Below are 14,375 nucleotides of genomic sequence, written 5' to 3'. Positions count from 1 at the left end.
TCTCCTCACTCTTCCTCGTCTGAAAATAGACGCCGTGCGCGCTGTGCCAGGAATGTCGCCTCTCCCTCGAGCACATCCGCCTGCCGCAGATTCGTCTCGGCAGAGCGGATCGTCGCTGCGTTCTTATCCGTCATCCACGCTGCATATCCCTCCGCGTAGGCGATATGGAGATCACAAATCTTGAGGCGCAGCTGTTGGAGGCTCTGCATCGTACGGGGAACGGAAACTGCGCTCAGCTCTTCGCGCCGTCCTTGCCAGTCCGCGAGGACATCCTGCTCCATGATCTGACGTGCCATGTCCCGCGTCGTCTGATTCCCGAGTGCTCCTGCACCGAGCACACGATAGAGACGCATCTGTGCCGCACTGACGCTCTGATCATGCCGCCGAATGATGGCATCCGTCTCCTCGAGATACTGCTGGACCCGCAGGCGCCGTGCATTGCCCAAGAAGGCTGCATAATCATACAGATTCCGTATCGATACGACCTGCCAATCTCCATTATCCGAGGGGGCAAGGCAAACCTGGAACGTGAAATCCGCATCCGCTTCATCCTGATGCATGACAACATCGACCACCGCCGTCTGTGCCGCCTGATCCACTGTCAGATTCGCGGTCTCACGGAACGAGAGATCACGCAGGCCGATACGGGACAGGATATTCTCTGCGTCCGAACCGTCCTTTGCGGCATCTGCCGGCGGCCAATCGCCCTCCGTCAAATACGTGTGAACCGCATCATTCAACATTTTGATAAACGCCGGCTTGAGCATCTTTGAAAAATCCGCCAGAGCCGCAGATGTATCATGCACTCCGCCAAACTCCGTGTCCATCGTCCCGGCCATAAAGTCATCATAGCCCGTGTCAAGGACGTCATCCAGACGCACATAGCGCAGAAAGAGCGTCTCATCCTGCGTCTCAAAGGCGCGTTCAATCGCACGAAGAGCATACTCCGGCGTCTTCGTGTAGACGCGAAAATACCAAAAGAGCCCTGCAAGCACCAGCATCACACAAAGCAGTGCGGCACATGCGGCCTTGATTTTCATGGCATGGCTCATCATCGTTGTTCCCTCTCTCTATCACGGCGGCTCATGGTGTCACACGGTCGATGCTGCCGCCGCCCAACACGGCATCGCCCTCATAGAATACGATGGACTGCCCCGGCGTCACAGCACGCTGCGGCTCGGAAAAATGTACCGCCACAGTTCCATCGCCCTGCGGCTCCATCCACGCATCCGCCTCACGTTTTCCATAGCGTATTTTTGCCCGTACGCTGCGTGGCGCATGCGGTGGCTGCGGCAGTGTCCAGCTCAAATTGGATGCCGTCAGCGCACATGCAAAAACCTCATCGGACGCACCGACAATCACACGATTTTCAGCCGCATCCAATGCGATCACGTAGAGCGGATGCTCTGCCGAAATCCCGAGTCCTCTGCGCTGCCCAATGGTATAAAAGGCAATACCTTCATGCGTGCCGAGAATATGCCCCGCACGATCCGTGATCGCCCCCGGCCGCATCGTCTGCAGTGCGTGCATACGTAGGTAGGACTTATAGTCGTCATGGGGAACAAAGCAGATCTCCTGACTCTCCGCCTTGTGAGCAACAGGAAGTCCATAGTCCTCCGCCATATGCCGAATCTCATCCTTGCGATAATCTCCGAGCGGAAAGAGAACGTGATCCATCATCTTCTGTGTCAGATGATAGAGTACATAGGACTGATCCTTCGCCGTATCAATTCCCTTTCGCAGATGATAGATCCCATCGCCTGTACGTGTGATCCGCGCATAATGCCCCGTGGCAATATGCTGTGCCCCAAGCGCCCGTATTTTTCCCAGCAGCCCTTCAAATTTAATATAACGGTTGCACGCAATACACGGATTTGGCGTGCGCCCGCGCGCGTACTCCTGTGTAAAATAGTCAATCACCAACTGCTGAAACGGCTCGGTAAAGTCCATCACATAGTGCGGAATCCCCAAGATGTCAGCGACACGACGCGCATCGTCCACACTCGAGAGAGAACAACAGCTGCGCCCATCAGGATCTGCATCGCGCCCCTCCTCCGAGAGACGCATCGTCACACCAACGACTTCATATCCCTGCTCCTGAAGCAGCGCAGCTGTAACCGAGCTGTCCACACCTCCGCTCATCGCGACGACAACACGTTGTTTCTCCATCCTCTGTCCCACCATGAAGTTCAGGAAGCACTGATAAATTCAGCACCGCCATCTTAGCGCATCTTTTTTGCCCGCTTTTTGCCCGCGATCCTCCACATAGCTTTGGCTATGCGTCCGGTTTTCCTCCTCAATCGGACAAAAAAATCTACGCTAATCTGACGGACTTCATTTTATCAGCGATTCCTTCAATCAAATGTGAATTTAGTATAGCATTCGCATTACGAAAATACAAGATATTGTATTTGTGAACGGAGGACTACACAAACGTATTCTTTTTTGATAAAATTAAAAAGAAAAAAAAAGGGGGGGGAATATGGACGTCATCGGGGTAATCGCCGAATACAATCCATTTCATCACGGACACGCCTGGCAACTCGGTGAACTGCGCCGAAGATTCCCCTCCATGGATGGCATCGTCATCGTCATGAGCGGCAGCATAACGCAGCGCGGAACGCCCGCCGTTCTCGACAAGTGGGCACGGGCACGGCACGCCGTCGACGGAGGTGCAGACCTCGTACTCGAGCTCCCCTTCGTCTTTGCCTGCCGCAGTGCACAGGACTTTGCACGCGGCGGTGTCTCCCTCCTCATGCAGCTTGGCGTCGTCAGCCACCTTGCCTTCGGCACAGAGGCAGCGGCCATACCCCCGCTCGAAAGAGCTGCCCGGGAGATCGATACAGGCAAGACACAGCACATGATTGCGAAAAGTCTCTCCATGGGACTGTCCTATGCGGCGGCACTGTCCTCAGCCCTGGCGGAGCAGCTTGGCATCAAAGAAAGCATCCTGCGTGCGCCGAACAACATCCTTGGCGTGGAGTACCTGCGCGCACTCCACGCCAAGGGTGCAGACATCACGCCGCTTTCCTTGCCGCGCAAAACAGCGAAGCACGGAGAGCCATGGCTGCGCAGCGGCATCACCAGTGCGTCCTCCATTCGCGCAGCACTGGAGCAGGATATCCCCCCATGGGAGCACATCGCAGAGGGAGTCATGCCTTGCGTGCTTGACGATCTGCGCCGCGCCCATCCGAACGCCCTTCCCTGCCACAGAGAACTGCTGCGTCTCCTGCGCTATGAGATCCTCACCATGACGGACACAGAACTCCGCAGCATCTGCGGGGTCTCTGAGGGGATCGAAAACCGTCTGATGGGTGCACTGCGTATGGCAGAAACCTACGAAGATCTGCTGACGCATACCTCCGCCAAGCGCTATCCAAAGAGTCGCATCGGGCGTCTTATCATCCACCTCCTGCTGCGGCTGCAAAAAATACAGGCAGAGGACTTTGACCGCGCCGGCTGTCTCTACATCCGCCCCTTGGCATTTAATGGAAGAGGCAGAACGCTGCTGCGGCACATTAAAAAAAATTGTCCTCTCCCAATTATTGTACGTACCGCAGAAACGTTGACGAGTGATGCGCGTGCGCGCTCCCCAGCGAAGCTGTCTCTGCTGCAGCAAATGCTCGCCTTCGATACACGTGCCACAGAGCTGCGTACGTTGACACTGCCGCAGCCACATGGCGGCACATGCGGCACAGATTTTCTCTCCTCGCCGATCTTCAAGACAAAATCATGAATGAAATACAGAAAGGAATATGTTCTATGGAACCACAGGTCAATCTTTCCAGCTTGCTCACCCTGCATAATTTACGCATGGATCCTGTCCTCGCCGCACTGGAGGACACCATGATGTACGGAGAGGAGGGCGTAGAGGAGCGCAGTGAATGCTGCGCAGCACTGATCGCCGCTGCAGAGAATCTCGGTCTGCGCGGAAATCTGCTGCCGCGCTACCTCCTCCACATCATTACGCACACACCGAATATCGTCTCGGAAACAATGGAACGCACGGGGCTGCCGCCCGGAAACAGCCTGCGCCATATCTTCTATCAGGATATCGCCCTGCTGTATCCAATCTTCGCACTTCCTACTAGTGCATTTCTAAAGGCTGAGCTGCTGGACAACTACGAGCCCACGAAAAACATCTACGATAAGACAGAGGATTTTCTTCTCCCGCTGCTCGATGCGGCAAAGACGACGGAGGACTACGCCGAGGCACTATTAACGTTCTACGCACGATACGGCTATGGAGATATGGCATCCTATTCCGTATTCCGTTGGGACAGCGCAGCACACCAGATCTGCGGCATCGACCACTTTGAGTGCCCCCGTATGAAGGATATCATCGGCTATCAGCACCAGAAGGAGCAGCTTATCCGCAACACGCGCGCCTTCGTCCTCGGCAAGCCGTCCAACCACGTACTCCTCGTTGGGACACGCGGGACAGGAAAATCCTCCGCCGTCAAAGCTCTGGTCAGCGAATACGAAGAGAACGGTCTGCGTCTTGTACAGGTCACCAAGGAACAGCTGCGTGAACTTAGCACGATCATGAACGAACTGCGCCGTTATGCGGGGCGAAAATTTATCATTTTCCTGGATGATCTGTCCTTTGAGGACTCGGATGCCGAGTTCAAGGCGGTCAAGTCCGCAATCGAGGGCAGTGTATCATCCTGCCCCTCCAATGTACGCATCTATGCGACGTCCAATCGCCGTCACCTCATCCGTGAGACATGGCGTGAGCGCGAGCAGGATGAGGTCCATCGCGATGACAGTATCAACGAAGCGATTTCTCTCTCGGATCGCTTTGGTCTCATCATTCAGTACCATACACCGGATCAGGAAGAATATCTGGCAATCATCGACCATATGCTCACACAAAAAGGCATCCACCTGACACCTGAGGAGCTGCGCATTGCGGGGCTTCGTTGGGAGATGACGCACAGCGGGCGCAGTGGTCGCACGGCACAGCAATTCGTCGCCTATTATTTGGGAAACAACGAATAATATGAACAAACTCAGCAATACACGGAGAGTGCCAGCGGGACGGTCCTCACACACAGCGGAAGACGTGGTCCGCATTCTCCGTCCACATCACTAAAGAGCGGTACATCCGCTGTGAGCTCAAATGTCCGTGCACGTATGTGCAGGATATTGTCCCGCTCCGATACCGGTTTTCCGGCAAACAGGTCTGCCGCCACAGACATAAACTGCGGCAGACCTGTTTTCTTTACGGCAAGGAGGTCGAGCATCCCATCATCGATTGCAATATCGCTGCCGATCTGCTTCATCCCGGCCACCACAGGACTGTTGGCGATGACGAACAGGAAAATTTCTTCCTCATAGTGTTCACCATCTGCCGTAATGTGCACTGGAAATGAATGCAGTCGCGGAAGCTCCCCGATCCCCTTCAGGTAATACGCGATTCGGCCGAGTGAATTCTTATAGACCGACTTCACCTCATGGGCGATCCCCGTCAAGACACCGGCACTGAGGACGTTGACAAAATAGCGCCCCTGTCCTTCCAAAACGCCCAAATCAACGCGCCGCGACTCATCCGCTGCAATGCGTTCCACATAGGACTCCCAATCCCCGCCAATCCCAAGGTGCGTAGCAAAATCATTTGACGTGCCGCTTCCTAAGATACCGAGTGGTATGTCGATCTTGGCATCCTGCAGTGCATTCACTACTGCGTGCACTGTTCCATCACCACCCGCTGCCAGTATGCCGGCAGGGGCAATCTCACAGAGAAACTGGCTGAGCTGATCCTGCCCATTCCCACGCGTGCGGTAGGAGGAAAGTATGATATCATGACGCTGAAAAAGTTCGATCAGCGTGTCCAACTTCTCCTTAAAGAGGGCATGCCCCGACACGGGGTTGTAGATCAAGGCCATTTTCTTCATGACTTATACACCCCAATCCGTTGTAAAAATCGGATGCCGACCGTACCGACCATCGGCAGACGGTACAGATCCTCCTCGATCAGGCCGCGCAGCAGGATCATCGCCGCCACATAGACGAAGCAGCCAAAGAACACCGCACCAAAGGTAGAAATCGCTGCGATCCCCCACCATGCCAGTGTCCACACATAGAAAAAATGAACAGCACATGCCATAATCCCGGCAGAACATATCGTCTTGATGAGCTGGAGGAGCTCGATACGATAGCCGATAAAACGGTAGATGAAGTAGAGGTTAATGAGCGCGGCGACCCCCATATCTGCCGCTGTTGCCCATGCCGCCCCCATGATGCCGAGCCAGGGGATCGCCGTCAGATGCCAGTTCAGGAAAATCTTTGCCGCCGCTGCGAGCACCATATTCACCATGGGGATCGTCGGATGTCCCAGTCCCTGCAAAATCCCCGTTGAAACCTGATGCAGACCGAGCAGGATGATGCTCACCGCCGAGATCATGACCGCAGGCCCCGCCCCCGGCGCATTGTAGATCAGCGAAGAAATTGGCGTTGCCAAAACAAACACAATGACAAAGGCAGGAAAACAGACGAAATTCGAAATGCGCACAGACGCCGCCGTCTGATCATAGACGCGTGCCTGATCGCCGAGTACACGCGACTCTGAGATGGCGGGAACGATACTCATTGCCATGGATGCAGTCAGAATCGTCGCCAGATTGACGAGTGGGACAGCCATGCCGTTCAGATAACCGAAAAGCTCCGTCGCCTCACTGATGCTGTAGCCCGCCGCCTCGAGGCGCTGCGGAACGATCATCAGATCCAGATTCGAGACGACGGGCAGCATAATGCTTGCCGCCGAGACCGGAAGTGCCAGCTTAAAAATACGATGAATAATCGAAAGTCGTGTTTCGTAGGGAACATTCGGCAGCGGTCTCAGATCCGTCCCGTAATCACGCACAATGTCTCGCTCCAGTTTGATGTGGAAGTAGACGAGAACAATGAGTCCTGTCACCGCCCCTGCGAAAGCCCCGAGCGACGCGCCGGCGGCTGCGTAGTCCAGCCCCCATGGCATGAGAAGACTCGCGAGGACAATCATGGTCACCACGCGGAAAATCTGCTCTACAATCTGCGACACTGCCGTCGGCGTCATACGCTGCCATCCCTGCAGATACCCGCGGGAACTGGCGAGCAGGGTCACGAAAAAGACCGTCGGAGCAAGCACCACCACAGCCTTGTAGGCACGCGCATCACGAATCAGCTGCCACTCGATCAGCCAGTCTGCCGCCAAATAGGTCAAAATCGAAAAGAGCAGTCCTGTCAGCACCATGAGCAGCATAGAGATGCGAAATACACGCTTCGCTCCGTAGATATCCTTGAGTGCGACGCGCTCCGCCGTAATAATCGAAATCGCTACCGGAACACCGGCCTGCGAGACCGTCATGGCAAAAAAATAAATGGGGAACGCCATCTGGTAGAGACCAATACCTTCGCCGCCTAGAATGCGGGAGACGAAGATCCAGTTCAGCGACCCGATCACCTTGACCACAAAACCTGCGATGGTCAGAACAAAAGTACCCTTGAGAAAGGATTCTCCTTTGCTCTTCTTCCCTTCCGCAACATTCATCTCACTAATGAGAAACACCGCCTCAAATGCTAATTATGAGAATAATATCGATTGAATTATATCATGAACTGCTTCCACTATCAATGGACTTCACTCACACGGACAGATGTTTCAAATCACAAAAAGACCTCACACGATGCAGTCGCATGAGGTCTTTGATGAAAATTATTTTCGTGCTTTTTTGACTGCGGCAAACGCCTTCTCCGAAGCGGCAATTGTGCGTTCAATGTCTTTGTCCGTATGCGCTCCCGACATGAATACCGTCTCAAACTGGGACGGAGCCAGATACACGCCCTCATCGAGCATCGTCTCAAACCAGATGCGGAAGGCATCCTGATCAGCAGCAGCGGCATCCTCATAGTTATAGACATCACGATCAATAAAGAAGATGCCGAACATCGATCCCGCCTGATGTGCACATATCGGCACACCTGCCTCCTTCGCTGTGCGCTGCCAGCCAAGCAGGAGATTTTTCGTCTTGATGGTCAGCTCACGACTGTAATCCGCCTTCCCTTCTTCGGGGTCTGCCGTGATGAGCTTCAGCGTCTCAATGCCCGCCGTCATGGCAAGCGGATTGCCTGAGAGAGTGCCCGCCTGATAGACGGGACCCGAGGGGGAAATCTGCTCCATGATCTCACGGCGTCCGCCGTATGCAGCGACGGGAAGACCGCCGCCGATGATCTTGCCGAGGCAGGTGAGATCGGGACGGATGTCATAGGCAGCCTGTGCACCGCCCAAGGACGCACGGAAGCCGCACATCACCTCATCAAAGATGAGAAGCGTGCCGTGCTGCTCGGTCAGCTCGCGCAGCAGAGAGAGATAACCCTGACGCGGCAGCACCAGCCCCATATTTCCCGCGACCGGCTCAACGATGACGGCGGCGATATGATCGCCCTCGCGCTCCATCACATCGCGGACGGCATCCTCATCGTTGTACGGAACAGCAATCGTGTCCGCCGCTGTCCCCTTCGTCACACCGGGAGAACTCGGGACGCCGAATGTCGCCATGCCTGAGCCTGCGCTGACGAGGAGGCTGTCGTTATGCCCATGGTAGCATCCGATGAACTTGACGATTTTATCCCGTCCGGTATAGCCGCGTGCCAGACGCAGTGCACTCATCGTCGCCTCGGTTCCCGAGTTGACCATGCGAATGCATTCAATGGTCGGATAGGCCGACTGAACGAGCTTGGCCAGCTCCGTCTCCATGAGCGTCGGTGCACCATAGCTTGTCCCGCGTACCACAGCCTCCTGCAGAGCCTTCACTACCTGCGGATGCGCGTGTCCGACGATCATCGGTCCCCATGATCCCACGTAGTCGATGTAAGAGTTCCCGTCAATATCGTAGATATACGCCCCCTCCGCTCGTGCAATAAAGAGAGGGTTCCCCCCTACATTGGCGAACGAACGGACGGGACTGTTGACCCCGCCGGGCATATACCGTTTTGCCTCATCAAAGGCAGCCTTTGATTTTTCGGTATGGCGCATATAGCTCTCTCCTTATCCGTTCATCCAGTCAGCAGCATCCAAGGCATGATAGGTGATGATGATCTTTGCACCGGCGCGCTTCATGCCCGTCAGCGTCTCCAGAACAATTCGCTGCTCATCAATCCAGCCATTTGCTGCCGCCGCTTTGACCATGGCGTACTCGCCGCTGACATTGTAGACGGCAATGGGGCGATCTGTCACCTCATAGACACGGCGTACCACGTCGAGATAGGCAAGAGCCGGCTTAACCATGATGATGTCAGCGCCCTCTTCCACATCAAGTGCAGTCTCTTTCAGTGCCTCACGGACATTCGACGGGTCCATCTGATACTGCCTGCGGTCACCGAAGGCGGGCGTGCTGTCTGCCGCATCACGAAAAGGGCCATAGTATCCCGAGGCATACTTTACTGCGTAGCTCATGATGGAGGTGTTCTCAAATTTATTTTCGTCAAGTGCCTCGCGAATGGCGGCAATGCGTCCATCCATCATATCGGACGGCGCAACGATGTCTGCCCCCGCCTTTGCCTGACTTACGGCAACCTTCTGCAGGAGTGCGAGCGTCCTGTCATTATCGACATAGTGTCCCGTGAGATGTCCACAGTGTCCATGTGTCGTATACTGGCAAAGGCATACATCACCGACGACCAGCAGGTTAGGAACAGCGTCCTTGATCGCAGCGATCGCGCGCTGGACAGGACTCTCCATATCCCATGCAGAGCTGCCGTCCTCATCCTTATAAGCAGGAAGGCCGAACACCTCGACGGCGCGAATCCCACGCGCTGCGATCTCGTATGCGAGTGCTGCGACCTGATCCACAGAGTAGTGGAAACACCCCGGCATACTCGGGATCTCTTCTTTGAGCTTCTCTCCAGGAACGACAAAGATCGGATAGACAAAATCGCGCACCGACAGCTCTGTCTCACGCACAAGATCGCGCATCCCGGACGAGATGCGCAAACGGCGCGGACGCTGAATCATACTCATTCTATATTCTCCCTTATGCAATCTACCAATCCATCAATCGTATAAGTTCTGGCTGTCATGGCAGACATCAGCGCATAACTCTCTACGGTTTCTGCCGTTACCGGTCCAATGCAGGCAATCTTCGTATGCTGCAGCGGCGTAATATTGCCGAGCATGCGCACGAGATTCTTGACGGTGGAGGAACTGGTAAATGTAACGTAGTCAAACGCACCGTCCATCATCTGGGCGGCGAGCTCTTCCCCATGTTCTGTCTCGGGTACCGTCTCATAGGCTGCGGCAACGTCCACAGTCGCCCCATGTGCACTCAAGGACTCAGGAAGAACGTCGCGTGCCTCCTGTGCGCGCGGCAGGAGGATATGGGCACGCGGCGGCAGAATCGGACGGAGCGCATCCACGACTGCCTCAGCGCGGAACTCCTGCGGCACAAGATCTGCCTCGATCCCGTAGGTGCGGAGACGATCCCGTGTCGCCGTACCGATGGCAGCAATTTTAGCATAGCCGAGTGCTCGTGCATCCTTTCCTGCGTGATGAAGCCGTGCAAAGAAATGATCCACACCGTTGACACTCGTAAAGATCACCCAGTGATAGTCCTGCAGTTTTCCGATGGCAGAATCCAGTCCTGCGTACGAATCGGACGGCGGAACAATGCGAATCACCGGTGCCTCGACGCAGGATGCACCAAGTGCCGTCAGTTTCTCCGTCAATGCCGATGCCTGAGCACGCGCGCGTGTGACAAGAATGCGCTTCCCAAAAAGAGGGCGGAACTCTCTGCGGTCGAACCAGCGCAGACGATCTCGCAGGCGCACCACATCTCCCACAATAAAGATCGCAGGAGGACGCATCCCATCACGACGCACCATCTCAGCCGCCTCACCGACTGTCGTCACGTATGTCTCCTGATCGGCACGCGTCCCCCATCGGATAAGTGCTGCCGGGGTATCTGCGGGACGCCCATTCTCGATCAAATGCTTCGTGATCTCAGGCAGATTTGCCACGCCCATCAAAAAGATCAGTGTATCCACACCTGTCGCGAGATGCTGCCAGCGGACATGAGACTCGGGTTTCGTCGGATCCTCGTGTCCCGTGACCACGGCAAAGGAAACCGCCACACCTCGATGTGTCACAGGAATACCGGCATAGGCCGGCACGCTGATCGCAGAGGTGACACCGGGCAGAATCTCAAAAGGAACTCCACGTTCCAGCAAAACAAGAGCCTCTTCCCCACCGCGGCCAAAGACGAACGGATCTCCGCCCTTCAGACGAACGACCGTCTTTCCCTCCTCCGCCTTGTCTGCGAGCAGGACATTGATCTCCTCCTGCTGCATTGTATGATGGCAGGACTGCTTGCCGACATAGATCCGCTCTGCTGCCTCAGGCACATAGGAGAGAATACTCTCATCGGCAAGATGGTCATAGACAACGACATCCGCCCGTTTCAGGCACTGCATCGCCCCCACGGTCAAAAGGCGCGGATCTCCGGGACCCGCGCCAACAAGAAACACCATTCCGTTCTTCATGCTGTAATTCCAATCTCTTTCAAAATCTCACGTCCGCCGGCATCGAGGAGCTCCTCGGCAAGAGCAGTTCCAAGAGCCTCAGCCTGCTCGCCTGCTCCGTGTGCATCAGAACGGCAGATACGCTGTCCATCGACCGAAGCAATCATAGCATCAATGGAAATCTGACCATTAGCATCGACCTCAGCATAAACCCCGACAGGGATCTGACAGCCGCCCTCAACACGACGCAGGAACGCGCGCTCTGCCTGTGCCGCCGTCGTCATACCCGCATCACGCAGAAACTCAATGGCGGAAAGAATTGCGGCATCCCCAGCACGGCATTCAATGGCAAGAGCTCCCTGCCCAACCGCAGGAAGCATCACAGAGCGCGGCAAAATGGTGCGGATACGACGTTCAAAACCGAGTCGCTTTAGTCCTGCCGCCGCAAGCACAATCGCATCGAACTCCCCTGCGTCGAGCTTGGCAAGACGCGTATTGACATTTCCGCGCAGATCACAGATCGTTAAATCGGGACGCACGGCGAGAAGCTGTGCGCGGCGGCGCAGACTCGATGTACCCACGCGTGCCCCGACAGGAAGATCCTCCACTGCAGCGTAGTGTGCACTGACAAAGGCATCACCGGGGTCGAGCCGTGTTGTAATCGCACCGATGACCAGTCCGTCGGGAACCTCCGTCGGCATATCCTTCAGACTATGCACGGCAAGATCGACCGCATCATCCAGCATCGCCTGCTCAAGTTCCTTCGTAAAGAGCCCCTTGCCACCGATTTTAGCGAGCGGTGCATCCAGGATGCGATCTCCCTTCGTCGTCAGCTCATGCAGCTCCACGCAGCAGGACGGATGCTCCTTTTTAATGGCCTCCGCCACATAGTTCGCCTGCCACAGAGCCAACTTGCTCGCTCGTGTACCGATAGTGATTGTGCCGCTGTTCACTGGTTCCTGTCTCTCCCATCGCATCTAACTTAAAAAGAGAACGCATTGCTTCGATGTAAAATGCCTCATCCTTGGTTCCCGCAGATGACCGCAGCTTCATCATCGGGATGCGCAGTATCTTTCGTACAATCATGCGGCTCATGTGCTCAACCTGACGGCCTTCCTCTTCCGAGAGATCGGGCAGCTTCGCGCTCACACGCTTGATCTCACGCGCGCGAATGCGCTCACATCGTCCTGAGAGCAGTGCCATAAGCGGCTGAAAGGAAAGATACTTGAAGCGTTCCTGAAGGGCGGCAACTTCCTCCTCCACAATTTTCTGTGCCTTGACCGCCTCCGCCTGCCGTTCTCCCAGGTGCTCATCCACCACTGCCTCGAGTGCGTCAATATTATAGAGCTCAATTCCCTTGATCCCCGCAACATCGGGGTCAACATCACGCGGAACGGCAATATCGATAAAGAAGATTTTGCGTCCCTGACGACGCGTCATGAGGCGGCGCGCCTCCCACGCCTTGATTACATAATGCGGTGCCCCAGTCGATGTAACGACAACATCAACATTTGTCGCATAGTCCATGGCACGATCAAATGGAATGGCCTCTCCGCCGATCCGCTCGGCAAGCCCCCGCGCGCGCTCAATATGACGGTTGGCAACATAGATCGTCTCAATCCCATGCGCACGCAGATGTTCTGCCGTCAATTCCGCCATCTTCCCTGCACCGAAGATCAATGCTCCGCAGCCGCCAAGCCCTCCCAAAGACGCAGCAGCAAGCTCGACAGCAGCATAGCTTACTGACACAGAACGGTAAGCGATGCGCGTTTCCGTCCGTACGCGTTTTCCCGTAGCAATAGCACGGTGAAAGAGCAAATTGAGGATCGTCCCGGTCACGCCTGCCTCTCGTGCCAACGCATACGCCCCCTTCACCTGTGAGAGAATCTGCCCCTCACCGAGTACAAGCGAGTCGAGACTCGACGCCACGCGGAAGAGATGCTCAATCGCCGCATCGTCAGTGTACGTATAGAGATATGCATCCAGATCATCGCCGCCCTGCGCCAGATCGCACAGGAACTGCCGCACGGAGCGCTCCCCCTCCGCGAGATCCTCCACAGCAGCGTAAAGCTCCGTTCGGTTGCAGGTAGACAGAACCACAAGCCCGCTCACTCCGTCGTAATCGCCTAGGTTCTGGAGCCCCGTGCGCAGTTCCTCGCGCGAGAATGAAACCCGCTCACGTACATCAATCGGTGCAGTCCGATGATTGAGCCCCAAAGTCAAGAGCCGCATTCCGTAGTTCAACCTCTGCTTTCTCCATCGCACCATGACGAACCATGGTCAAAATATCAGGGCGCAGTGCCGTATGCCAAAAGCGCGTTCGTGCACTGCTCGATGAGACACTCTCCTGTAGTTCCACCCGCAGGGATGATACACGCTCCAGCCACACTCCGAAGGCGGGCGGATACATCTCCTCCAGTTCCATCCGTATCGCACGCGAGAGCGCCGGACTGCCGCCTGCGGTCGAGACGGACAGCATCAGCTCGCCGCGGCGTATCGAGGCAGGCACCTGAAAAGTAGATGCCGCAGGATCATCAATGACATTGACAGGAATCCCTCTGCGTTTTGCCTCCGACGCCACGGCCGCATTGACCTCGCGCAGATTCGTCGCCGCATAGGCGAGAAACGCACCTTCGAGCATTCCGTCCGCATAGCATGTCTGCTTCCAGCACAGCCTGCCTGCCGCGGCATGCTCCTGCAGCACAGAAGTGACTTTTGGTGCGATAACACAGATGGATGCCTCCGTCCCAGCAGAGAGAATGCTGCATGCTTTACGCTCTGCCACCCTGCCGCCGCCGACAAGGATAAGAGAACGTCCGCTCAGATCGACATTCAGCGGATACAGCACACAACTCACTCCTCTTTACCGCGCGGATTTT

12 protein-coding genes are annotated in these 14,375 nt (G+C 55.8%); 2 read left to right on the top strand and 10 right to left on the bottom strand.

Annotated features, from left to right (window positions below; genetic code table 11):
- Positions 1–5: 5 nt before the first annotated feature.
- Complete coding sequence (locus tag HMPREF0908_RS00285) at positions 6–1,055, bottom strand: hypothetical protein (RefSeq protein ID WP_006689400.1); 1,050 nt, start codon at positions 1,053–1,055, stop codon at positions 6–8.
- Positions 1,056–1,083: 28 nt separating this feature from the next.
- On the bottom strand, positions 1,084–2,169 hold the full coding sequence (gene mnmA / locus HMPREF0908_RS00280; RefSeq protein ID WP_211204771.1) for a tRNA 2-thiouridine(34) synthase MnmA: 1,086 nt from the start codon (positions 2,167–2,169) through the stop codon (positions 1,084–1,086).
- 313 nt (positions 2,170–2,482) lie between these two features.
- On the opposite strand from mnmA, the gene HMPREF0908_RS00275 reads away from it, so the two are divergent.
- The gene (locus tag HMPREF0908_RS00275) at positions 2,483–3,736 is read left to right on the top strand and encodes a tRNA(Met) cytidine acetate ligase (RefSeq protein WP_006689398.1); all 1,254 of its coding nucleotides are present in this window, start codon (positions 2,483–2,485) and stop codon (positions 3,734–3,736) included.
- A 26-nt stretch (positions 3,737–3,762) separates the two neighbouring features.
- Complete coding sequence (locus HMPREF0908_RS00270; protein WP_211204770.1) at positions 3,763–5,001, top strand: ATP-binding protein; 1,239 nt, start codon at positions 3,763–3,765, stop codon at positions 4,999–5,001.
- 11 nt (positions 5,002–5,012) lie between these two features.
- Here the strand turns inward: HMPREF0908_RS00270 and HMPREF0908_RS00265 are convergent, their stop codons facing one another.
- The 8 genes from HMPREF0908_RS00265 to HMPREF0908_RS00230 form a co-directional block, all read right to left on the bottom strand.
- The gene (locus HMPREF0908_RS00265) at positions 5,013–5,897 is read right to left on the bottom strand and encodes a diacylglycerol/lipid kinase family protein (RefSeq protein WP_006689396.1); all 885 of its coding nucleotides are present in this window, start codon (positions 5,895–5,897) and stop codon (positions 5,013–5,015) included.
- Positions 5,894–7,549: a putative polysaccharide biosynthesis protein gene (locus tag HMPREF0908_RS00260; RefSeq protein ID WP_211204769.1), complete on the bottom strand. Its 1,656-nt coding sequence runs from the start codon at positions 7,547–7,549 to the stop codon at positions 5,894–5,896. The genes HMPREF0908_RS00265 and HMPREF0908_RS00260 overlap by 4 nt, the downstream gene beginning before the upstream one ends.
- Before the next feature lie 147 nt (positions 7,550–7,696).
- Positions 7,697–9,016: a glutamate-1-semialdehyde 2,1-aminomutase gene (hemL, locus tag HMPREF0908_RS00255; protein WP_006689394.1), complete on the bottom strand. Its 1,320-nt coding sequence runs from the start codon at positions 9,014–9,016 to the stop codon at positions 7,697–7,699.
- Positions 9,017–9,028: 12 nt separating this feature from the next.
- The gene (hemB, locus tag HMPREF0908_RS00250; RefSeq protein WP_006689393.1) at positions 9,029–10,000 is read right to left on the bottom strand and encodes a porphobilinogen synthase; all 972 of its coding nucleotides are present in this window, start codon (positions 9,998–10,000) and stop codon (positions 9,029–9,031) included.
- A complete protein-coding gene (gene cobA / locus HMPREF0908_RS00245) occupies positions 9,997–11,517 on the bottom strand; it encodes a uroporphyrinogen-III C-methyltransferase (protein ID WP_006689392.1) in 1,521 nt (506 codons plus the stop codon). The genes hemB and cobA overlap by 4 nt, the downstream gene beginning before the upstream one ends.
- The gene (gene hemC, locus HMPREF0908_RS00240; protein ID WP_040572267.1) at positions 11,514–12,449 is read right to left on the bottom strand and encodes a hydroxymethylbilane synthase; all 936 of its coding nucleotides are present in this window, start codon (positions 12,447–12,449) and stop codon (positions 11,514–11,516) included. The genes cobA and hemC overlap by 4 nt, the downstream gene beginning before the upstream one ends.
- Positions 12,367–13,728 (bottom strand): glutamyl-tRNA reductase, encoded by a 1,362-nt coding sequence (gene hemA / locus HMPREF0908_RS00235; RefSeq protein ID WP_006689390.1) that lies wholly within the window; start codon positions 13,726–13,728, stop codon positions 12,367–12,369. The genes hemC and hemA overlap by 83 nt, the downstream gene beginning before the upstream one ends.
- Entirely contained in the window at positions 13,682–14,344 is a 663-nt protein-coding gene (locus HMPREF0908_RS00230; protein ID WP_006689389.1) for a precorrin-2 dehydrogenase/sirohydrochlorin ferrochelatase family protein, read from the bottom strand. The genes hemA and HMPREF0908_RS00230 overlap by 47 nt, the downstream gene beginning before the upstream one ends.
- Positions 14,345–14,375 lie beyond the last annotated feature (31 nt).

Source organism: Centipeda flueggei ATCC 43531 (assembly GCF_000160695.1).
Lineage (GTDB): Bacteria > Bacillota > Negativicutes > Selenomonadales > Selenomonadaceae > Centipeda > Centipeda flueggei.
The sequence above is the reverse complement of the archived record's forward strand: the minus strand, read 5'-3'. Positions and strand labels throughout refer to the sequence as shown.